The following is a 21,326-nucleotide window of genomic DNA, read 5'->3' on the forward strand; positions in this document are numbered from 1 at the left end:
AGGTTAGTTTCACGTGACCGTCACCGAACTGGTGTCGTACGAGGACGCGCTGGCGTCCTACGACCCCGTCATGGGCCTGGAGGTCCATGTCGAGCTCGGCACCAAGACCAAGATGTTCTGCGGGTGCTCCACCGAGCTGGGCGCCGAGCCCAACTCGCAGACCTGCCCCACCTGCCTCGGCCTGCCCGGCTCGCTCCCGGTCGTCAACGCCGGCGGCGTCGAGTCCGCGATCAAGATCGGTCTCGCGCTGAACTGCGAGATCGCCGAGTGGTGCCGCTTTGCCCGGAAGAACTACTTCTATCCGGACATGCCGAAGAACTTCCAGACCTCCCAGTACGACGAGCCCATCGCCTTCAACGGCTACCTCGACGTGCAGCTGGAGGACGGCGAGGTCTTCCGCGTGGAGATCGAGCGCGCCCACATGGAGGAGGACACCGGCAAGTCCACGCACGTGGGCGGTGCCACCGGCCGGATCCACGGCGCCCGTCACTCGCTGCTCGACTACAACCGGGCCGGCATCCCGCTGATCGAGATCGTCACCAAGCCGATCGAGGGCGCGGGCGAGCGGGCTCCCGAGGTCGCCAAGGCGTACGTGGCCGAACTCCGCGAGCTCATCAAGGCGCTGGGCGTCTCCGAGGCCCGCATGGAGATGGGCCAGATGCGCTGCGACGTCAACCTGTCGCTGCGCCCCCACGGCACCGAGAAGTTCGGCACCCGCAGCGAGACGAAGAACGTCAACTCGCTGCGTTCCGTCGAGCGGTCCGTCCGCTTCGAGGTCCAGCGGCACGCGGCCGTGCTGTCCTCCGGCGGCACGATCGTGCAGGAGACCCGTCACTTCCACGAGGAGGACGGCTCCACCACCTCCGGCCGGATCAAGGAAGAGGCCGAGGACTACCGCTACTTCCCCGAGCCGGACCTGGTGCCGGTGGCCCCCTCCCGCGAGTGGGTCGAGGAACTGCGGGCCACCCTGCCCGAGTTGCCGCGCGTGCGCCGCAACCGGCTGCGCGAGGAGTGGGGCATCTCGGAGCACGAGATGCAGTCGCTGCTCAACGCGGGCGCCATCGACCTCATCCTCACCACGATCGACGCGGGCGCGGACGCCGCCTCCGCCCGCAAGTGGTGGATGGGCGAGCTGGCCCGCCGTTCCAACGAGGACGGCGTCGAGCTGAGCGCCCTGCCGATCACCCCGGAGCAGGTGGCCCGGGTCGCCGCGCTCGTCGCCGAGGGTTCCCTCAACGACAAGCTGGCCCGCCAGGTCATCGAGGGCGTGCTCGCGGGCGAGGGCGGCCCGGACGAGGTCGTCGAGAAGCGCGGCCTGAAGGTCGTCTCGGACGACAGCGCCCTGGGCGCGGCCGTGGACGAGGCGATCGAGGCCAACGCGGGCATCGCCGACAAGATCCGCAGCGGCAAGGTCGCGGCGGCCGGTGCGCTCGTCGGCGCGGTCATGAAGGCCACGCGCGGCCAGGCGGACGCGGCGCGTGTGCGCGAGCTGATCCTGGAGAAGCTCGGCGTCGAGGGCTGACGCTCCTGGCTGGATCACGGCCCCTTCCCCCGTTGCGGGGGAAGGGGCCGTAGCCATAGCCGTAGTCATATAGGCGATCAGTCGCAATTGGCGGGAATTGTTCGCTACATACCCCATGGGCGGAAACGGTCCGGCATGATCCGGTGCGTGGAGCGGGCCGGTCCGCGTGCCCGCACTCGAGGCTGGGGGTAGCAATGCGACGGTTGACCACAGCAGTGGCCGCGTTCCTGCTGGCGGGTGCCGGACTGGCGGTCTCCGCGGGGGCGGTCGCGGCCGAGGCGCCCGCCGAAGCCGCGCAGTCCTGCCAGATCGGCTGGGGGAGCCGGACCAAGGCCAGGACGGACGGCGAGACCAAACCGCTGACGGACATCAGAGCCGGGCGGCACCGCTGCTTCGACCGCATGGTCTTCGACGTCCACACCCCGCACGACCGTCCGATCGGCTACCGCGTGGGGTACGTCGACAAGCTGTATCAGGACGGTTCCGGGGACGACATCCCGGTGGAGGGGGGAGCGATCCTGGAGGTCCGGGTGGCCGCCCCGAGCTATGACATGGAGGCGGAGGGCCCCCGCTACCCCGGCCACGTCGGCAAGCCGCTGCCGGGCGTGGACCTCACCGGGTACCGGACGTTCCGCGACGCCCGGTTCGCCGGTAGCTTCGAGGGCGAGACCCAGGTCGGCATGGGCGTCCGCGCCCGGCTGCCGTTCCGTGTGTTCCAGATGGGCAACCACCTCGTCGTGGACGTCGCCCACAGCTGGCGGTCCCTGCGCTGAGCCCGGCCCTGTGGTGTCCTGTGGGGCCCCGTGGGGCTCTGTGGGGAAAACCACAAAAAGGGCAAACGATCTCTTTCGGCTGTCATGGTGGGTGACCAACCAGCTCATGCGGTCGGAGGGCGCACCACGGGGCCCGCTCCCGGCGACCACGACGCGATCCCGGGAACCAGCGAATGACCTCACTCGCCCGGTGGTGCCTGCGCCACCGCCTCGCCACCGTCCTGATATGGCTGGTCGCGCTCGCGGGCACCACGGCGGCGGCCACGCTGAGCGGCTCCGCCTACTCCGACGACTACCGCGTCCCCGGCACCGAGTCCGCCCGGGCGACCGCCCTGCTGGAGCGGGAGTTCCCCGGCCTCGGCGGCGACGACACCATCGTCTGGCACACCGACCACGGCACCGTGCGCTCCGCCGACGTCAAGAAGCGCATGACCACGGTGCTGCACGAGGTCGCCGGCCTGCCGGGCGTCGTCTCCGTCGACGGCCCGTACGGCCGGGACGGCAAGGCCCGCGTCAGCCCCGACGGGCACACGGCGTACGCATCCCTGACCTTCGCGGCCCCCGGCGGCGGCGACCCGGACAAGGCCCAGGTCCAGCGCGTCGTCGACACCGCCCGCGAGGCGGCCGGCCCGGGCCTTGCGGTCGCGCTCGGCGGCAGCTCCATCGGGACGACCGAGAGCTCGAGCGGCCACCTGAGCGAGGTCGTCGGCGTGGTCGTCGCGGCCGTCGTGCTGTTCGTCGTCTTCGGCTCGCTCGCCGCCAGCCTGCTGCCCATCGCCACGGCCCTCGTCGGCGTGGGCACCGCCGCCATGGGCACCGTCCTGCTCGGCCACCTCATGCCAGTCGCCGGTTTCGCCCCCATGCTGGGCACCCTCATCGGGCTCGGGGTGGGCATCGACTACGCCCTGTTCATCGTGACCCGGCATCGGAAGGGCCTGCGCCAGGGGCTGCCGGTCGCGGTGGCCGCGGAGCGGGCCATCGCCACCACCGGGCGTGCCGTGGTCTTCGCCGGGGGCACCGTGTGCGTCGCCCTGCTCGGCATGCTCATCCTGCGGCTCGGCTTCCTCACCGGCGTCGCCCTGGCCGCCTCGCTCACGGTCGTCCTCACCGTCGCCGCGTCCGTCACCCTGCTGCCCGCCCTGCTCGGCGTCATCGGGGAGCGGGCCCTCAGCCGCCGCGAACGGCGCCGCCTCGCGCACTCGGGCCCCTGGCCGGAGAGCCCCACCGGGCTCGCCGCCCGCTGGTCGGCGTTCGTCGAACGCAGGCCCAAGCTCCTCGGCGCGGTCGCCGTCGTCGTCATGCTGGTTCTCGCCCTGCCGGTGGGAGCCCTCCGGCTGGGCACCTCCGACCAGGGCAACAACCCGGCGTCCAGCACCACCCGCCAGGCGTACGACATGCTCGCGAAGGGCTTCGGCCCCGGCGTCAACGGCCCGCTGACGCTCGTCGCCGAGATCGACGGCGCCGCCGACCGGCTCGCCTTCGACAAGCTCCCCGACCGGCTCCGGCACACCGAGGGCGTCGCCGCCGTCGGCCCCGCCGACCTGAGCGGCAGCCGGTCCACGGGCGTCATCACGGTGGTCCCCGCCACGTCGCCCCAGTCCCATGCCACCAGCGAACTCGTCGACCGGCTGCGCTCCGAGGTCCTGCCCAAGGCCACCGACGGCACCACCCTCGAGGTGCGGGTCGGCGGGGTGACCGCGAGCTACGACGACTTCGCCGGCGTCATCCTCGGCAAGCTGCCGCTCTTCGTCGGCACGGTCGTCGGACTGGGCTGTCTGCTGCTGCTCCTCGCCTTCCGCAGCATCGGTGTGCCCCTGAAGGCCGCGGTGATGAACATCGCCGCCGTGACCTCGTCGTTCGGACTGATCGTCGCGATCTTCCAGTGGGGCTGGGGCAGCGAGCGCCTCGGCCTCGGCAGCGCCGGGCCCATCGAACCGTTCCTTCCGGTGGTCATGGTCTCGGTGCTCTTCGGGCTCTCCATGGACTACCAGGTGTTCCTGGTCAGCAGGATGTACGAGGAGTGGCTCGCCACCCGCGACAACCGCCGCGCGGTACGGGTGGGGCTGACGGAGACCAGCCGGGTCATCAACTCGGCGGCCGTCATCATGATTTCGGTCTTCCTCGCGTTCGTCCTCAGCGGCGACCGGGTCATCGCCATGTTCGGCATCGGCCTCGCCGCCGCCGTCGCGCTGGACGCGTTCGTGCTGCGCACGCTGCTGGTGCCGGCGCTCATGCACATGCTGGGCGGTGCGAACTGGTGGCTGCCGGCCTGGCTGGAACGGTGGCTGCCGCGCCTCAGCATCGAGCCGCCGGACGACCCCGAAGCGCCGTCGCCCACGGCCCCCGAGCCGGTGCGGGCCGGCGCCTAAGGACCCTCAGGTGCCGTCTAAGGACCGTGAATCGGGCAGTCACCCGATGTGAGCGGCCCCCCTCAGGGACGAGTCTGTGTGCAGACCGCTTCACCGTCCCAGCACAAGGGGAACTGCCATGATCGACTACCTGGTTCACGTGTTCCGCGCCCTGGACCTCTCCCGCGAAGCCGCCGAGCACCGGCTCGCCGAGGAGGCCCGCGCCGCCGCCCGTGGGGAGCGGGAGGAATCGTCGAAGCGTGCCGCCGGCAAGCGAGTTCGCGACGCCTACCACCGCGCCGCCTGAGCAGGCGGCTGTGACCGATTCGGCCGTGATCGATTCGGCGGCGGCGATGTCAGAGGGCTGTGCGATGCTCGGCGATGTGCAGAAGAACTCCGCCAGCCCGGTATTCGTCGGACGTGCCGAAGAACTCGACACGCTCACCGGCGCGCTCGCCCTCGCCGCCGAGGGCGAGCCGCAGGCCCTGCTGATAGGCGGGGAGGCGGGCGTCGGCAAGACCCGGCTCGTCGAGGAGTTCCTGGCCGCGGCCTCGGCCTCCGGCGCCGTCACCGCGCTCGGCGGCTGCGTGGAGATCGGCTGGGAGGGCCTGCCCTTCGCGCCCGTCTCCACCGCCCTGCGCGCCCTGCACCGGCAGTTGGGGGAGGAGCTCACCCTGGCCGCCGCCGGACAGGAGGGCGAACTCGCCCGGCTCCTGCCCGAACTGGGCGAAACCGCCCGGGAGTCCCACGACGAGGACGGCCGCGCCCGCCTCTTCGAGCTCACCGCCCGCATGCTCGAGCGGCTCACCGCCGACCGCACGCTCGTCCTCGCCATCGAGGACCTGCACTGGGCCGACCGCTCGACCCGCGAGCTGCTCGCCTACCTCTTCCGCTCCCTGCACACCGCACGCGTCGTCATCGTCGCCACCTACCGGTCCGACGACATCCACCGCCGCCACCCCCTGCGCTCCTTCCTCGCCGAGCGCCGGATGCGCACCCTGCACCGCATCGAGCTGCCCCGCTTCACCCGCGCCGAAGTCCGGGCCCAGCTCGCCGGGATCAGCGGCACCCAGCCCGACCTGGACACCCTCAACGACATCTTCGAACGCTCCGACGGCAACGCCTTCTTCGTCGAGGAACTCGCCGCCGCCCGCACCGCGGGCTGCCGCACCGCCCTCAGCGACTCCCTGCGCGACCTCCTGCTCGTCCGCGTCGAGGCGCTGGACGAGAGCGCCCAGCGCGTGGTGCGCATCGCCGCCGAGGGCGGCTCCGCCGTGGGGTACGAACTGCTTTGTGCCGTCACCGGCCTCGGCGAGGACGACCTCATCGACGCCCTCCGGGGCGCCGTCGGCGCCGGCATCCTCCGCCCCACCGCCGACGGCGACGGCTACTGCTTCCGGCACGCGCTCGTCCGCGAAGCCGTCACCGACGACCTCCTGCCCGGCGAGCGCTCCCGCCTCAACCGGCGTTACGCCCAGGCCCTGGAGACCGACCCCGCCCTCCTGCGGGCCGACGAACTCCCCGCCCGCCTGGCCACCTACTGGTACCACGCGCACGACCCCGCCAAGGCGCTGCCCGCCGTGCTCGCCGCCTCCGTCCACGCCCGGCGGCGCTATGCGCACGCCGAGCAACTGAGCCTGCTCGAGCGGGCGCTGGAGCTGTGGGAGGACGTCCCGAAGGACGTCCTCGAGCAGCAGCGCCCCTTCGACGCCGCCGACGTGTATCCCGCGTGCGGCTGTGCCGACGAAGCACTGCACCTGGTCGACCTGCTGGCCGAGACCGTGGTCGCCGCGTCCATGGCGGGCGACCGCGAGCGCGCCCTGGCCGTCTGCAAACAGGCGCTGCGCACCCTCGACGAGACCCGCGACCCCCTGCGCGCCGCCTGGTTCTGGACCCAGCGCAGCAAGCTCATGGAGGCCCTGGTGCGCACCGACGGCTCGGCCGAGCTCGCCCGCGCCCAGGAGCTGGTGCGCGGCCTGCCGCCGTCCCCCGTGCACGCCGAGGTCGTGGCACAAGCCGCCGCCTGGAGCGCGATCCACACCCCCGGCCCGGAGAGCTATGCCATCGCCGAGCGCGCGGTCGAACTGGCGCGTCTGGTCGGCGCCGAGGGCACGGAGCTCAACGCCCGGCTGACGCTCGCCGGCCTCAAGATCGAGTCCGGTGAGGTGGAGACCGGCCTCGCGGAGCTGCGGGACATCGGCGCGCAGGTCACCGAGCTGGGCCACGTCCAGGTCATCGGGCGCAGCATCATCAACCTCTCCTCCGCCCTGGAGGGCGTGGGTCGGCCCGAGCAGGCCGTCGAGGTGGTGGACCGGGGCGCCGCCCTGCTGGACCGCCTCCACCTGCGCGACGTCAAGGCGTGGACCCTGGCCAACAAGTCGAAGTCGCTGTACGCGCTTGGGTGTTGGGAGGAGGCGGAGCGGACGGTCGAGGAGGTCCTGCGCCTGGCCCAGGGGGCCAAGCCGGGCGCCTACGCCACCCACTGCCTGGCCCTGCTGGCGCTCGCGCGCGGCGACTGGGGCGCGGCGGAGCGGCACCTGGCGGCCACCCTCGCCCGCTACGGCATCCACGACCCGCAGCCGCAGCACACCGTCTCCTGTGCTCACACGACCCTGGAACTCGCCGCCGTCCGCGGCCGGCTGGCCGATGCCCGCGCCGCACTCCACGGCGTCCTGGACGCCGGCCTGCCCGTCGCCACCCAGCGCTACGCCTGGCCCCTGCTCGTCACCGCCGCCGCCGTGGAGGCCGATGCCCGCGGGCTGCCGGCCGCCGAGGCCGGCCGTGCCGAGGTCCTCGCCCGGATCCGGGCGGCGGCCCGGCACCTGCCCCGGATCGTGCCCGCCTGGCAGGCGTACGGGCTCTTCCTGGACGCCGAACTCCTGCGCGCCGAGGGCCGGGAGGACGCGGACATCTGGGCCGAGGCCGTGGCCGCCTTCGAGCGTGTCGACCGGCCGTACGACCTGGCGCGCGTGCGCCGCCGCTGGGCCGAGGCCCTGCTGGCGGCGGGCGGCGCCGGCACGGAGCGTGCCGCCGAACTGCTGCCCCTCGTGCACACCACCGCCGTCCGCCTCGGCGCCCACCCCCTGCGCGAGGCCGTCGAACTGCTCGCCCGCCGGGCCCGGTTGCCGCTCGTCGTGGAGGAGGCCCCGAAGGCCGACGGCTCCGGTGCCGCCTCGCTCGGCCTCACCCCGCGCGAGCGCGACGTCCTGCGGCTGGTGGCGCAGGGCCGCAGCAACCGCCAGATAGCCGAGGAGCTGTTCATCTCACCGAAGACGGCGAGCGTCCATGTCTCCAACATCCTGGCCAAGCTGGGCGCTTCGGGCCGGGGCGAGGCCGCCGCGACGGCCCACCGACTGCGGCTGTTCAGCCCTTCCGGGGGCGTATGAGGACGCTTCCCGAGTCGAGGTCCACCGGCCCCTTGCCGGGGTCGCCGTCGCCGATGTCGTCGATGCACATCTCGCGGCGGTCGCGCTCTTCCTGGGTGTGCTTCCGGCCCGGCTGGAACAGCTCCTCCAGTGCGGTGAACATGGCAATCCCCCTTCTTCCGACGGAGATTCCCAGTCTAGGGGACACCTGTCTGGTTTCTGTACCTACTGGTATGTACACTGCTCCTCGTGAGCACATCGGAGCGCTTGATCGAAAGCACCCGGGCTCTCCTGTGGGAGCGCGGCTATGTCGGCACCAGCCCCAAGGCCATCCAGCAGCACGCGGGGGCCGGGCAGGGCAGCATGTACCACCACTTCAACGGCAAACCGGACCTCGCGCTCGCCGCGATCCGCCGCACGGCGGAGGAGATGCGGGCGAAGGCGGAGGCGCAGTTCGCCGTGCCCGGCACGGCAGTTGAGCGCATCTCCGCGTATCTGCTGCGCGAGCGCGACGTCCTGAAGGGCTGCCCTGTCGGGCGCCTGACCCAGGACCCGGACATCGTCGCCGATCCCGTGCTGCGGCAGCCCGTGGACGAGACGTTCGACTGGATGCGCGGCCGTCTCGCGGACGTCCTCGCGGAGGGCCGCGACCGCGGCGAACTGACCGCGTCGCTCGACCCGGTCGCGACGGCCTCGACGATCGTCGCCGTGCTGCAGGGCGGGTACGTCCTCGCGCGGGCGGCGGATTCGGACGAGCCGTACCGGCAGGCGATCCGGGGCGTACTGGATCTACTGAAGACGCAGGCCCGGTAGGGGGTTGCGCCCCGGTCCCGCCCTCTCCCCGTCTCCTGGGGCTCCGCCCCAGACCCCGCTTATCGCGGCTTCGCCCCCGGAGGAAACGGTGAAAGGGCGGGGCAGGGGCAACTTCCACCCCACCCCCAACAGGCAGCCGAACAGACGGAGTCACCCATGTACGCAATGCAGTACGAAATCACCCTCCCCGCCGACTACGACATGGACACCATCCGCACCCGCGTGGCCGCCAGCGGACACATGCTCGACGACCGCCCCGGCCTCGGGCTCAAGGCGTATGTCATCCGCGAGCACGGCGTCGACGGCTCGCCGGTGAACCAGTACGCCCCCTTCTACCTCTGGGACGACATCGGCGGCATGGGCAACTTCCTCGTCGGCGGCGGCGGTTTCCAGCGCATCATCGGCTCCTTCGGCCGCCCGGCCGTCCAGCACTGGACCGGCGTGGCCCGCGAGACGGGCCCCGCCCGCAGCGCTGCGCCGCGCGCCGCTGCCCGTCGGGTCACCCCGATCCCGGCCGACGGCGAACCCGGCGACCTGGCTGCCCTGTTCGAGCAGGAGACAGCCGAACTCGGCGCCCTGGCACGGCGCGAGGGCGTGCACACCGCCGCTCTCGCCTTCGACCCCCGCCACTGGCAGCTGATGCGCTTCACGCTCTGGGAGAGCACGGTCCCGGAGGACCACGACGCGACCGAGCGCTACGAGGTGCTTCACCTCTCCTCCCCGCACCTGGACGAGCTTCCCGAGGGCCGCCACTGGTAAGCATGCGGGAGTCAAGTGCCACAGAAGAAGCGGGAGATCACATGCGCATCGGGGAGATGGTCCGGCGCACGGGGGTGAGCGAGCGGCTGCTGCGCTACTACGAGGACCAGGGCCTGCTGCACCCGGACCGGCTGCCCAGCGGCTACCGGGTCTACCGCGAGGAGGACGTGGTCACGGTCCGCCGCATCCGCTCACTGCTCGCCGCGGGGCTGACGACCTGCGTGATCGCCCGCGTCCTGCCGTGCGTGCGCGACGAGGGCCCCCGCCTGGTGCCGGTCTGCTCCGACCTCGTCGCCCAACTGCGCGACGAGCGCGGCCGGATCACCTCGGCGATCGACGAACTCCAGGCGTCGCGCGGCATGCTGGACGCGGTCATCGCCGCGGGCGTGGCAGACGAGGCGGGCGACCCGCAAGCCCTCAGTACCACGACCCCCGCGCCTTCGGCAGCGCCGCTATCTCCGCCAAGTCCCCTTCGGTGAGCCGGAGCCGGGCGGCGGCCGCGTTCTGCACCGCCCACTCGGCCTTCTTCGTGCCCGGCACCGGAATCACATGCCGCCCCTGGGCCAGCACCCAGGCCAGGGCGACCTGCGCGACGGGCACGTCGTGACGGGCGGCGACACGGCGCAGCCCGGCCACGATCGGCTGGTTCGCGGCCATCATCTCGGCCGTGAAGCGCGGGTGCCGGGCCCGGATGTCCTCCGGCTCGAAGCCCTGGCCCGGGGTGAGCGTGCCACTGAGGAAACCGTTCCCCAGGGGCATCGCCGCCAGCAGGCCCACACCGCGCGAGGCGCACCACGGCACCAGCGCGTCGAGCGCCTCCCGTGACCAGACGGACAGTTCGGCCTGGACGGAGCTGACGGGGAAGACCTGCTGCACCCGTTCCAGCTGCCGGATCGTCGCGTCGTACATCCCCGCCCCGCTCCGGCGGCGGGCCCGCGCACCGATCGCACACCACCCCAGCGCCCGTACCTTGCCGGCGGCCACCAGCTCCGCCATGGCGCCCCAGGTCTCCTCGACGGGCACCTCGGGGTCGGGCCGGTGCAGCTGGTAGAGGTCGATCACGTCGGTCTGGAGCCGCCGCAGCGAGGCGTCGCAGGCACGTTTCACATAGCCGGGCCGCCCGTTGGCGACGACGTGCTGTTCGCCCACGAGCAGGCCGCACTTGGTCGATATGAAGGCGTCCGCACGCCGCTCCCGCAGCACGCGCCCCACCAGCAGCTCATTGGTGAACGGCCCGTACATGTCGGCGGTGTCCAGCAGATTCGTTCCGGCGTCCAGCGCCGCGTGGACGGTGCGCAGCGCGCCCTCGCCGCTCTGCTGGGAGGCGGTGTACGCCCAGTGCATGGGCATGCACCCGAGGCCGATCGCACCCACTTCGAGCGCCGTCGCACCGATTGTCCTGCGCTCCACGCGGTGTATCCCTCCCGTTCCTCGCCACCAAATTAGCCGTTGGAAGTGACGTTGCTTCACATAGCCTCCAGGTATGACCGCAGATCACAGCCGTACCGCCCGCCCCCTGGTCTGGCTGCCCTTCCGGCCGGAGGAGATCGGAGGGCTCCCGGAGAACCTCGAATACGCCTGCTGGAGCGGCGAAGAGGACTTCCCGACCGACCCCGCCCGGTGCGCCTTCTACTGCGTCCCCTACGAGAGGAACGGCGCACTGGCCCGCCCCGAACTGTGTGCGCGCCCGGTGCCGCGGATGCGCAACCTGAGGGTGATGCAGGCGCTCACCGCCGGGATCAACCACCTCGAGCAGGCCATCGCGCAACTGCCGCCCGGCGCGCAGGTGTGCAACGCCCGCGGTCTGCACGACACGAGCACCGCCGAGCTGGCCCTCGCCCTCACCCTGGCCTCCCTCCGGGGCATCCCCGGTTTCGTCCGGGCGCAGGACGCGCAGGAATGGCGCCAGGACTTCCGGCCGGCGCTCGCCGACAAGTCCGTCCTCATCGTGGGGTACGGCTCGATCGGCAGTGCCATTGAGGACCGGCTCGTTCCGTTTGAGTGCGCGCGGGTGGTGCGCGTCGCGCGCTCGGCCCGTGAGTCGGCACGCGGTGCCGTGCATCCGGTCGCCGCCCTGCCCCGTCTGCTGCCCGACGCGGACGTGGTGATCCTGGTGACCCCGCTCACCGGGGAGACCCGAGGGCTGATGGGTGCGGACAACCTCGCCCGTATGAAGGACGGCGCCCTGCTGGTGAACGTCGCGCGCGGCGGGATCGTCGACACCGACGCCCTCCTCGCTGAGCTGAAGAGCGGCCGCCTGCGTGCGGCACTGGACGTCACCGACCCCGAGCCGCTGCCCGCCGGTCACCCGCTGTGGAGTGCCCCCGGAGTCCTCGTCACCCCCCATGTGGGTGGGCCGTCTTCGGCCTTTTTCCCGCGGGCGAAGGCGCTGCTGCGCGGCCAACTGGCCAGATTCGCACTGGACGAGCCTCTGCAGAACGTCGTAGCCACTGCCGCTTGAAGCCACGTAGAGATACCGTTCGGCTGCACTGCGTATCCATAATCCCGTAGCTAGTTACGCTATGTATATGAGCTATGTCCCTGAGTGACCAGTCTGGTGTATCGTCCGGACCGGGGGCTGCGCCGCGCACCGTACGGCCGCAGCGAAGTACCGGCACTCAAGGGGGGCGACGGGCGATGCACGGCCAATGGACGATCAACCCGACGCGGCTCAGGCACCGGCCACTCGTGCACCGGCGGCGAATGCACTGCACGGCAACCCTGCTCCTGTGGCTCCCATGGGTCGCCTGGCTCAGGACGGCGGCGCGGTGAGCGCCCCCGGAGCGGCCCTGCCCCGGCGGCGCACGGCGGCCGGGGGTCCGGTCGGCGCCTCGGGTGTGCTCTCCCAGCTCCTTCTCGCCCTCGTCTGCGGGGGCTACGCGACGGGTGCCGTCTTCGGCTGGGGCTCGTCCGATCTCGCGCTCACCATGGGCGACTTCGGCCTCAGCGGCGCCGCGGGCCTCGCCGCCGCCTCCTGTTTCTGGTACGCGCGCACCCGCACCACCCGGTTTCGGCCCGCCTGGATGCTGTTCGCCGCCTCCTCAGGGATGGCCGGCTGCGGCAATGCCGTCTGGGGGTGGTACGAGGTCGTCATGGGCCGGCACGTACCCAGCCCGTCGCCGGCCGACTTCTGCTTCCTGCTCTTCGCGCCGCCCGCCATCATCGGCCTGCTGGTCCTCGCCCGGCGCCCGGTCACCCGGGCCGGCTGGGTCTGCCTCGGGCTCGACTCCTGGCTGATCGGCGGCTCGCTGCTGACGCTCTCCTGGAGCCTCGCCCTCGCGCACACCGCGCACTTCGAGGGCGAGACCGTGGCGCACGCCGCGCTCAACCTCGCCTATCCGCTGCTGGACATCGTGCTCGTGTCCATGGTGCTGGCGCTGCACTTCCGCCGCTCGTCCGCCAACCGCTCCGCGATCAACACCGCCATCGCCGCGCTCGCCCTCACCGTGCTGTGCGACGCGCTGTTCACCTCGCCCCTGCTGCGCGAGAACTACCGCTCCGGGCAGATCCTCGACGCCGGCTGGTTCGCCGGTTACATGCTGATGGCGTACGCGCCCTGGGTGGCCCGCGAGGAGGGCGAGTCCCCGCGCGGCAGCGGCCGTTCCGTCCCGCAGCCCAGCCGGCCCATCGCCGGCTCGCTCGCCGCCCTCACCCCGTACCTCGCCGCCGCCGTCTGCACCCTGGGCATCCTCTACAACGTCCTCGACGGCCACCGCGTCGACCGGGTCGTGCTCTTCACCGGCTGTACGGTCGTCCTGGCGCTCGTCGTCCGCCAGGGCATCATGCTCCTCGACAACATCTCCCTCACCCAGGAACTGGCGCAGAAGGAGAACCACTTCCGCTCCCTGGTGCAGGGCTCCAGCGATGTCATCATGATCGCCGCCCCCACCGGCATCCTGCGCTACGTCAGCCCCGCCGCGGCCGGCGTCTACGGTCGCGAGGCCGAGGAACTCGTCGGCTCCGAACTCGCCTCGCTCATCCACCCCGAGGACCTCGGCCGGGTCGTCCACGAGGTGCGCCGCTTCCTCGCGGCACCGCCCGCCGAGGAGCCCACCACCCGCATCGAGTGCCGCTTCCGCTCCGGCGACGGCGAGTGGCTCAACGTCGAATCCACCGTCAACCGCCATCACGGCGGCCTCATCTTCAACAGCCGTGATGTGACCGAACGGGTGCGCCTCCAGGCCCAGTTGCAGCACACGGCCGAGCACGACACGCTCACCGACCTGCCCAACCGCGCCCTGTTCACCCGGCGCGTCCAGCAGGCCCTCACCGGCCGGAGAGTGACCGACGCGGGCACGGCCGTGCTCTTCATCGACCTCGACGGGTTCAAGGCGGTCAACGACACCGTGGGTCACCAGGCAGGCGACGAACTGCTCGTCCAGGCGGCCCGCCGCCTCCAGGACTCCGTGCGCGCGGGCGACAGCACGGCCCGGTTCGGGGGCGACGAGTTCGCCGCGCTCATCCTCGGCGACGGCACCCGCGACCCCGCCGCGCGCGAGTACCGCATCCTCGAGATCGCCGACCGGCTGCGGGTCACCCTCTCCCAGCCGTACGCGGTCGAGAGCGGAACCGAGGTCCGGGTCGCCGCCAGCATCGGCGTCGCCTTCGCCGAGCCCGGCATCACCCCCGGCACCCTCATGCGCAACGCGGACCTCGCGATGTACCGCGCGAAGCAGGCCGGCAAGGGGCGCGTCGAGCTGTACGCGCCGCAGATGCAGGCCGAGGTCGTCCGCCGCGCCGAGCTGGCCACCCGGCTCCGCACGGCGCTGCACGACGGCGAGTTCGCGGTGCTGCACCAGCCCGTCGTCGAGCTGGCCACCGGCCGGATCACGGCCGCCGCCGCACAGGCCCGGTGGCGTTCGCCCCAGGGCATCCTCTTCACCCCGGCCGAATTCCTGCGCGTGGCCGACATCGAGCGCGGCGAGGAGAGCGCCCGCACCGCCGAACTCGGCCGGTGGACCATGGAAAAGGCCATCGAGCTGGCGGCCCTGCGCCGCCGCGCGGGCCTGGGCGTCCCGGTGTACGTACGGATGCCGGCCGCCCGGCTGCTCGACAAGTCCCTGCCGCCCAAGCACCTCGAGGCGCTGCTCCTGCGCCACGGCATGCCCTCCGGCGGGCTCGTCCTCGAACTGTCCGGCAGCGACCCCCGCGTCCCCCTCGACGACCTCGAGCGCCGGCTCGTCTCCCTGCGCCGGTTCGGCGCACGCGTCGCCCTGGACGGCTTCGGCGGCGGATACGCCGCGATGAGCGCGCTGCGGCGGCTCCCCGTCGACGTACTCAAGCTCGACCGCACCCTCGTCGACGGGGTCGTCGAGTCCGCCCGGCTGCACAAGATCACCGCCGGGCTGCTGAGGATCGCCACGGACCTCGGCCTGCCGTCCGTGGCCGACGGGGTGGACGAGCCCGAGCAGGCGCGCGTCCTGCGCGCCATGGGCTGCACCCACGGCCAGGGCCTGGCCTTCTCCGGCGCGCTCGACGAGCACCGGCTGCGCCACGCCCTCGGCCGGGGCTGCTACCCGGTGCCGGGGGAGGCCGGGGGCGGTGCGGAACGCGTGCTCGTCGGGGGTGCGCTGCCCGTGCGCTCGGCCGCGGTCGGCGGGGCCGGGGCGCTGGCACATGCTCCATTGCGCTCAAATAATGAGACGCCCGTCCCACCCACTTGACACCCCGCATGCACCGGGGGGAGGGTCAGTCCCATGCGCACCCGAATTCTCGTACTTGGAAAGCGCGTCGGCTGAAGCAGGCCACCGTCCCCGCCTGCTGATCGCACCGGCGCGCTCCCCTCGCTTGCCTCATGGCACGAGGGGTTTTTTGTTGCACTGACAGCTCGCAGACCACCGCAAACCCACTTCCCCCGAGAAGAGAATGCCGATGACCGAGCAGGCCACCGGGGCCCATCATCCGCAGCCGCGCGCACGCGGCGGCGCGGCGCAGCAGCCCTCCATCGTCGAACACGTCACGGGCGCGCAGTCACTCATCCGCTCGCTGGAAGAGGTCGGGGCCGACACCGTGTTCGGCATCCCCGGCGGTGCGATCCTCCCCGCCTACGACCCGATGATGGACTCCTCGAAGGTCCGCCACATCCTGGTGCGGCACGAGCAGGGCGCGGGCCACGCGGCCACTGGATACGCCCAGGCCACCGGCAAGGTGGGCGTGTGCATGGCCACTTCGGGCCCGGGTGCCACCAACCTCGTCACGCCCATCGCCGACGCCCACATGGACTCCGTCCCGCTGGTGGCCATCACCGGCCAGGTGTCGTCCAAGTCGATCGGCACGGACGCCTTCCAAGAAGCGGACATCTGCGGCATCACCATGCCGATCACCAAGCACAACTGGCTGGTCACCGACCCGGCGGAGATCCCCAGGACCATCGCCGAGGCGTTCCACGTCGCCTCCACCGGGCGCCCGGGCCCGGTGCTCGTCGACATCGCCAAGGACGCGCTCCAGGCGCAGACCACCTTCGTCTGGCCGCCCCACACCGACCTGCCCGGCTACCGGCCCGTCACCAAGCCGCACGCCAAGCAGATCCGCGAGGCCGCCAAGCTGATCACCCAGGCCGCGCGCCCGGTGCTCTACGTCGGCGGCGGTGTCCTCAAGGCCCGGGCCACCGCCGAGCTCAAGGTCTTCGCCGAGCTGGCCGGCGCCCCGGTGACCACCACGCTGATGGCGCTCGGCGCCTTCCCCGACACCCACCCGCAGCACCTCGGCATGCCCGGCATGCACGGTTCGGTCGCCGCCGTCACCTCCCTGCAGCAGGCCGACCTGATCGTGGCCCTCGGCGCCCGCTTCGACGACCGCGTCACCGGGAAACTCGACTCGTTCGCCCCCCACGCCAAGATCGTCCACGCGGACATCGACCCCGCCGAGATCGGCAAGAACCGTGTGGCGGACGTGCCGATCGTCGGCGACGCCCGTGAGGTCCTGGCCGACCTGATCGTCGCCGTCCAGGCCGAGCACGCGGAGGGCCACGTCGGCGACCACACCCTGTGGTGGGACGAACTCAACCGCTGGCGCAAGGCCTATCCGCTCGGCTACGACCTGCCCGACGACGGCAGCCTCTCCCCGCAGCAGGTCATCCAGCGCATCGGACAACTCGCGCCCAAGGACACGATCTACACCGCGGGTGTCGGCCAGCACCAGATGTGGGCCGCCCACTTCATCGACTACGAACAGCCCGCCACCTGGCTCAACTCCGGCGGCGCGGGCACGATGGGCTATGCCGTGCCGGCCGCGATGGGGGCGAAGGCCGGTATGCCGGACCACACGGTGTGGGCCATCGACGGCGACGGATGCTTCCAGATGACCAATCAGGAACTGGTCACCTGCGCGCTGAACAACATCCCCGTCAAGGTCGCCATCATCAACAACGGTGCGCTGGGCATGGTCCGCCAGTGGCAGACGCTCTTCTACAACGAGCGCTACTCCAACACCGTGCTGCACTCGGGTCCCGAAGCGAACGGCAAGGAGCCCTGCACCGGCACCCGCATCCCGGACTTCGTCAAGCTCGCCGAGGCCATGGGCTGTGTCGGCATCCGCTGCGAGGACCCGGCGGAGCTCGATGCGGTGATCGAGCGGGCGAACGCCATCAACGACCGCCCCGTCGTGGTGGACTTCATCGTGCACCAGGACGCCATGGTCTGGCCGATGGTCGCCGCGGGCACCTCCAACGACGAGATCCTGGCCACCCGCGGCGTCCGCCCGGACTTCACCGACGTCGACGACGACTGAGACGGAGAGAGACGACACCATGACCAAGCACACGCTCTCCGTCCTGGTGGAGAACACCCCGGGCATCCTCGCCCGGATCGCCGCCCTGTTCTCCCGCCGCGGCTTCAACATCGACTCGCTCGCCGTCGGCGTCACCGAACACCCCGACATCTCCCGCATCACGATCGTCGTCAACGTCGAGTCGCTGCCGCTGGAACAGGTCACCAAGCAGCTCAACAAGCTCGTCAACGTGCTGAAGATCGTCGAACTCGAGGACGCCACGGCCGTCCAGCGCGAACTCGTGCTGGTGAAGGTCCGCGCCGACAACGAGACCCGCTCGCAGATCGTCGAGATCGTCCAGCTCTTCCGCGCCAAGACCGTCGACGTCTCCCCGGAGGCGGTCACCATCGAGGCCACCGGAGGCAGCGACAAGCTCGGTGCCATGCTCAAGATGCTGGAGCCGTTCGGCATCAAGGAGCTGGTGCAGTCCGGCACCATCGCGATCGGCCGCGGCGCCCGGTCCATCACGGACCGCAGCCTGCGGGCGCTGGAGCGATCCGCCTAGGCCCGATCGATAGACCTGATCACTTCCCCCCGCCCACCCGTCATACGGTGGGACGCACATCCGCACACAAGGAGACACCACACGTGGCTGCCGAGCTCTTCTACGACAACGACGCCGACCTGTCCATCATCCAGCGCCGCAAGGTGGCGGTTCTCGGCTACGGCAGCCAGGGCCACGCCCACGCGCTGTCCCTGCGCGACTCGGGCGTCGACGTCCGGGTCGGTCTGCTCGAGGGCTCGTCGTCCCGGCAGAAGGCCGAGGAGCAGGGGCTGCGCGTCGTCACTCCCGCCGAGGCGGCGGCCGAGGCCGACGTCATCATGATCCTGGTCCCGGACCCGATCCAGGCCAAGGTCTACGAGGAGTCCGTCAAGGAGCACCTCAAGGACGGCGACGCGCTGTTCTTCGGCCACGGCTTCAACATCCGCTTCGGGTTCATCAAGCCCCCGGCCGGCGTGGACGTCTGCATGGTCGCCCCCAAGGGCCCGGGCCACCTGGTGCGCCGCCAGTACGAGGAGGGCCGCGGCGTTCCGTGCATCGCGGCCGTCGAACAGGACGCCTCCGGCGGCGCGTTCGCGCTGGCGTTGTCGTACGCCAAGGCGATCGGCGGCACCCGGGCCGGTGTCATCAAGACCACCTTCACCGAGGAGACCGAGACCGACCTGTTCGGTGAGCAGGCCGTGCTGTGCGGCGGCGCGTCGGCCCTGGTGAAGGCGGGCTTCGAGACGCTGGTGGAGGCCGGCTACCAGCCGGAGATCGCCTACTTCGAGTGCCTGCACGAGCTCAAGCTCATCGTGGACCTGATGTACGAGGGTGGCCTCGAGAAGATGCGCTGGTCGGTCTCCGAGACCGCCGAGTGGGGCGACTACGTCACCGGCCCGCGGATCGTCACCGAGCAGACCAAGGCCGAGATGAAGAAGGTCCTCGGCGAGATCCAGGACGGCACCTTCGCCAAGAACTGGATGAAGGAGTACCAGGACGGCCTGCCCAAGTACAACGAGTACAAGAAGGCCGACCAGGACCACCTGCTCGAGACCACCGGCAAGAAGCTCCGCAAGCTGATGAGCTGGGTCGACAACAACGAGTGAGGCACCGGGAGCGGGCCACGGCACTGCCGTGGCCCGCTCTTTTGGATTCGCCGGGAGACAGACGGCCGTCCGCCGATACACTTCTCCGCAACACAGCGCGTCAGGCTCACAGTGTCGTGCGTCTCCACGCGGCAGCCACCCTTCACCGCCTGCGGCCGTCGGGACGGCCGTTGACATGGACCAGTGAGGACTGAGAGACCACGTGAGTACTGCTTCGACCCGTAAACCCGTCGTACTCATCGCCGAGGAGCTTTCCCCCGCCACGGTCGACGCGCTCGGCCCGGACTTCGAGATCCGGCAGTGCAACGGAGCGGACCGTGCCGAGCTGCTGCCCGCCGTCGCCGACGTCGACGCGATCCTGGTGCGCTCCGCCACCAAGATCGACGCAGAGGCCATCGCCGCCGCCAAGCGCCTGCGCGTCGTGGCCCGTGCGGGCGTCGGACTCGACAACGTCGACGTCTCCGCCGCCACCAAGGCCGGTGTCATGGTGGTGAACGCGCCGACCTCCAACATCGTCACCGCCGCCGAACTCGCCTGCGGCCTGCTCATCGCCACCGCCCGCAACATCCCACAGGCCAACTCCGCGCTGAAGAACGGCGAGTGGAAGCGCTCGAAGTACACCGGCGTGGAGCTGTCCGAGAAGACGCTCGGCGTCGTCGGCCTCGGCCGCATCGGTGTGCTCGTCGCCCAGCGCATGTCGGCCTTCGGTATGAAGGTCGTGGCCTACGACCCGTATGTGCAGCCCGCGCGCGCCGCACAGATGGGCGTACGGCTCCTCACGCTCGACGAGCTGCTGGAGACCTCCGACTTCATCACCGTCCACCTGCCCAAGACCCCCGAGACCCTCGGCCTGATCGGCGACGAGGCGCTGCACAAGGTCAAGCCGACCGTCCGCATCGTCAACGCCGCGCGCGGCGGCATCGTCGACGAGGAGGCCCTCGCCTCGGCGCTGAAGGAGGGCCGGGTCGCGGGTGCGGGACTGGACGTCTACGCCTCCGAGCCCTGCACCGACTCCCCTCTCTTCGAGTTCGACAGCGTCGTCGCCACCCCGCACCTCGGGGCCTCCACGGGCGAGGCCCAGGAGAAGGCGGGCATCGCCGTCGCCCGGTCCGTGCGCCTCGCCCTCGCGGGCGAGCTGGTGCCGGACGCGGTCAACGTCCAGGGCGGCGTGATCGCCGAGGACGTCAAGCCCGCGCTGCCGCTGGCAGAGAAGCTCGGCCGGATCTTCACCGCGCTGGCCGGCGAGGTCGCGGTCCGGCTCGACGTCGAGGTCTACGGCGACCTCACCCAGCACGACGTCAAGGTGCTCGAACTCTCCGCGCTCAAGGGCGTGTTCGAGGACATCGTCGACGAGACCGTCTCCTATGTGAACGCCCCCCTCTTCGCCCAGGAGCGCGGCGTCGAGGTCCGTCTCACCACGGGGTCGGAGTCCCCGGAGCACCGCAACGTGGTCACCGTGCGCGGCACGCTGGCGGACGGTTCCGAGGTGTCCATCTCCGGCACCATGGCCGGACCCAAGCACCTCCAGAAGATCGTCGCCGTCGGCGACAAGGACGTCGACCTCGCACTGGCCGATCACATGGCCTTCTTCCGCTACGTCGACCGCCCGGGCGTCGTCGGCACGCTCGGCCGCATCCTCGGCGAGGCGGGCATCAACATCGCCGGGATGCAGGTCTCGCGCGCGACCGAGGGCGGGGAGGCGCTCGTCGCCCTCACGATCGACGAGTCGATCCCGCTGCCGGTGCTCACCGAGATCGCCGAGGAGATCGGTGCGGTGTCGGCCCGCGCGGTGAACCTCACGGACTGACAGCCGCTACGGGCCGGGGCCCGGTCCACCACGGGGTGGGCCGGGCCCTTCGCCGTGGTCACCTTGGTGTGCTCACCGCCGCACGGTCACGGTGACCTGCCAGGCGACGACCGCACGCGAACATGCCTCGCCGTCCGTGCGGGAGATGCACCGGAACTGCGAGTCGAGAGTCGTCGTCCCGTCGGCGCGGGCATGGAAGACGCCGGTGGCGTCGCCGTTCGGAGCCGTACGGGCAGTGTCGCGGTGGAGCACGGTGCCGTTGGCGGCGGTGGGTGCGCTCCACCCCCATGTCGAGGTGTTGCTCTTCTCCCCGGGGAGCCGGACGGTGATCTCGTCGCCCTTGTGCACGGTGAGGGAGCTTCTGTTGTCCTTGTTCGAGAGCTCGCGGTGTTTCGGCGGTTTCGGCGCTGCGGACGCCGGTGCTGCGGATGCCGGCGGCGCGGCGGTCAGGGCCAGCACGGCGGCCAGGGCCGCCGTCATCAACCGGACAGTCTTCATCTCTCCACCCCAGTCGGCCTGTTGTGTCAGATCGGATGAATCGTCCCGTCTGCCTGCCCTGTGCTGGGGCCGGACACGCGCACA

General features: G+C 71.4%; 17 protein-coding genes. 14 read left to right on the forward strand and 3 right to left on the reverse strand.

Annotated elements, in window-relative coordinates; translation table 11 throughout:
- The first annotated feature begins 13 nt into the window (after positions 1-13).
- The 5 genes from gatB to ACV530_RS27300 all read left to right on the forward strand — a co-directional run bounded on the left by gatB (position 14) and on the right by ACV530_RS27300 (position 8,029).
- Complete coding sequence (gene gatB, locus ACV530_RS27280) at positions 14-1,522, forward strand: Asp-tRNA(Asn)/Glu-tRNA(Gln) amidotransferase subunit GatB (protein WP_494335281.1); 1,509 nt, start codon at positions 14-16, stop codon at positions 1,520-1,522.
- Positions 1,523-1,716: 194 nt separating this feature from the next.
- Positions 1,717-2,295 carry an AMIN-like domain-containing (lipo)protein gene (locus ACV530_RS27285; protein ID WP_494335282.1) on the forward strand — a complete coding sequence of 193 codons (579 nt, stop codon included), beginning with the start codon at positions 1,717-1,719 and terminating at the stop codon, positions 2,293-2,295.
- A 173-nt stretch (positions 2,296-2,468) separates the two neighbouring features.
- Positions 2,469-4,664 (forward strand): MMPL family transporter, encoded by a 2,196-nt coding sequence (locus ACV530_RS27290; RefSeq protein ID WP_494335283.1) that lies wholly within the window; start codon positions 2,469-2,471, stop codon positions 4,662-4,664.
- Between the two features lie 118 nt (positions 4,665-4,782).
- Positions 4,783-4,950: a hypothetical protein gene (locus ACV530_RS27295; protein ID WP_494335284.1), complete on the forward strand. Its 168-nt coding sequence runs from the start codon at positions 4,783-4,785 to the stop codon at positions 4,948-4,950.
- A gap of 64 nt (positions 4,951-5,014) precedes the next feature.
- Complete coding sequence (locus ACV530_RS27300; protein WP_494335357.1) at positions 5,015-8,029, forward strand: helix-turn-helix transcriptional regulator; 3,015 nt, start codon at positions 5,015-5,017, stop codon at positions 8,027-8,029.
- Here the strand turns inward: ACV530_RS27300 and ACV530_RS27305 are convergent.
- The gene (locus ACV530_RS27305; RefSeq protein ID WP_494335285.1) at positions 8,007-8,171 is read right to left on the reverse strand and encodes a DUF6191 domain-containing protein; all 165 of its coding nucleotides are present in this window, start codon (positions 8,169-8,171) and stop codon (positions 8,007-8,009) included. The genes ACV530_RS27300 and ACV530_RS27305 overlap by 23 nt on opposite strands.
- 86 nt (positions 8,172-8,257) lie before the next feature.
- Here ACV530_RS27305 and ACV530_RS27310 point away from each other — a divergent pair, with 86 nt between their 5' ends.
- The 3 genes from ACV530_RS27310 to ACV530_RS27320 all read left to right on the forward strand — a co-directional run bounded on the left by ACV530_RS27310 (position 8,258) and on the right by ACV530_RS27320 (position 10,059).
- On the forward strand, positions 8,258-8,821 hold the full coding sequence (locus ACV530_RS27310) for a TetR/AcrR family transcriptional regulator (protein ID WP_494335286.1): 564 nt from the start codon (positions 8,258-8,260) through the stop codon (positions 8,819-8,821).
- A 156-nt stretch (positions 8,822-8,977) separates the two neighbouring features.
- Positions 8,978-9,580, forward strand: a complete 603-nt coding sequence (locus tag ACV530_RS27315) for a DUF4865 family protein (protein WP_494335287.1) — start codon at positions 8,978-8,980, stop codon at positions 9,578-9,580.
- Between the two features lie 41 nt (positions 9,581-9,621).
- On the forward strand, positions 9,622-10,059 hold the full coding sequence (locus tag ACV530_RS27320; RefSeq protein ID WP_494335288.1) for a MerR family transcriptional regulator: 438 nt from the start codon (positions 9,622-9,624) through the stop codon (positions 10,057-10,059).
- On the opposite strand, the gene ACV530_RS27325 is transcribed toward ACV530_RS27320, so the two are convergent.
- The gene (locus tag ACV530_RS27325) at positions 9,998-10,990 is read right to left on the reverse strand and encodes an aldo/keto reductase (protein WP_494335289.1); all 993 of its coding nucleotides are present in this window, start codon (positions 10,988-10,990) and stop codon (positions 9,998-10,000) included. The genes ACV530_RS27320 and ACV530_RS27325 overlap by 62 nt on opposite strands.
- A 73-nt stretch (positions 10,991-11,063) precedes the next feature.
- On the opposite strand from ACV530_RS27325, the gene ACV530_RS27330 reads away from it, so the two are divergent.
- From ACV530_RS27330 to serA, 6 genes are all read left to right on the forward strand, one after another.
- On the forward strand, positions 11,064-12,041 hold the full coding sequence (locus ACV530_RS27330; RefSeq protein WP_494335290.1) for a 2-hydroxyacid dehydrogenase: 978 nt from the start codon (positions 11,064-11,066) through the stop codon (positions 12,039-12,041).
- Positions 12,042-12,318: 277 nt separating this feature from the next.
- A complete protein-coding gene (locus ACV530_RS27335; RefSeq protein ID WP_494335291.1) occupies positions 12,319-15,243 on the forward strand; it encodes a putative bifunctional diguanylate cyclase/phosphodiesterase in 2,925 nt (974 codons plus the stop codon).
- A 202-nt stretch (positions 15,244-15,445) separates the two neighbouring features.
- Entirely contained in the window at positions 15,446-17,308 is a 1,863-nt protein-coding gene (locus tag ACV530_RS27340) for an acetolactate synthase large subunit (protein ID WP_494335292.1), read from the forward strand.
- Between the two features lie 19 nt (positions 17,309-17,327).
- On the forward strand, positions 17,328-17,852 hold the full coding sequence (gene ilvN, locus ACV530_RS27345) for an acetolactate synthase small subunit (protein ID WP_494335293.1): 525 nt from the start codon (positions 17,328-17,330) through the stop codon (positions 17,850-17,852).
- Positions 17,853-17,935: 83 nt separating this feature from the next.
- Positions 17,936-18,937: a ketol-acid reductoisomerase gene (ilvC, locus tag ACV530_RS27350; RefSeq protein ID WP_494335294.1), complete on the forward strand. Its 1,002-nt coding sequence runs from the start codon at positions 17,936-17,938 to the stop codon at positions 18,935-18,937.
- 202 nt (positions 18,938-19,139) lie between these two features.
- Positions 19,140-20,744, forward strand: coding sequence for a phosphoglycerate dehydrogenase (serA, locus tag ACV530_RS27355; RefSeq protein ID WP_494335295.1), 1,605 nt, complete (start codon positions 19,140-19,142; stop codon positions 20,742-20,744).
- Positions 20,745-20,816: 72 nt separating this feature from the next.
- Here the strand turns inward: serA and ACV530_RS27360 are convergent, their stop codons facing one another.
- Positions 20,817-21,242, reverse strand: a complete 426-nt coding sequence (locus ACV530_RS27360; RefSeq protein WP_494335296.1) for a hypothetical protein — start codon at positions 21,240-21,242, stop codon at positions 20,817-20,819.
- Between the last annotated feature and the right edge of the window lie 84 nt (positions 21,243-21,326).

Source organism: Streptomyces sp. SX-6 (assembly GCF_059089585.1).

Excerpts from the sequence above, each read along its gene's own strand:
- ACV530_RS27285 (WP_494335282.1), top strand. The coding sequence starts at position 1,717 with ATGCGACGGTTGACCACAGCAGTGGCCGCGTTCCTGCTGGCGGGTGCC.
- ACV530_RS27290 (WP_494335283.1), top strand. The coding sequence starts at position 2,469 with ATGACCTCACTCGCCCGGTGGTGCCTGCGCCACCGCCTCGCCACCGTC.
- ACV530_RS27295 (WP_494335284.1), top strand. The coding sequence starts at position 4,783 with ATGATCGACTACCTGGTTCACGTGTTCCGCGCCCTGGACCTCTCCCGC.
- ACV530_RS27300 (WP_494335357.1), top strand. The coding sequence starts at position 5,015 with ATGCTCGGCGATGTGCAGAAGAACTCCGCCAGCCCGGTATTCGTCGGA.
- ACV530_RS27305 (WP_494335285.1), bottom strand. The coding sequence starts at position 8,171 with ATGTTCACCGCACTGGAGGAGCTGTTCCAGCCGGGCCGGAAGCACACC.
- ACV530_RS27315 (WP_494335287.1), top strand. The coding sequence starts at position 8,978 with ATGTACGCAATGCAGTACGAAATCACCCTCCCCGCCGACTACGACATG.
- ACV530_RS27320 (WP_494335288.1), top strand. The coding sequence starts at position 9,622 with ATGCGCATCGGGGAGATGGTCCGGCGCACGGGGGTGAGCGAGCGGCTG.
- ACV530_RS27330 (WP_494335290.1), top strand. The coding sequence starts at position 11,064 with ATGACCGCAGATCACAGCCGTACCGCCCGCCCCCTGGTCTGGCTGCCC.
- ACV530_RS27335 (WP_494335291.1), top strand. The coding sequence starts at position 12,319 with ATGGGTCGCCTGGCTCAGGACGGCGGCGCGGTGAGCGCCCCCGGAGCG.
- ACV530_RS27340 (WP_494335292.1), top strand. The coding sequence starts at position 15,446 with ATGCCGATGACCGAGCAGGCCACCGGGGCCCATCATCCGCAGCCGCGC.
- ilvN (WP_494335293.1), top strand. The coding sequence starts at position 17,328 with ATGACCAAGCACACGCTCTCCGTCCTGGTGGAGAACACCCCGGGCATC.
- ACV530_RS27360 (WP_494335296.1), bottom strand. The coding sequence starts at position 21,242 with ATGAAGACTGTCCGGTTGATGACGGCGGCCCTGGCCGCCGTGCTGGCC.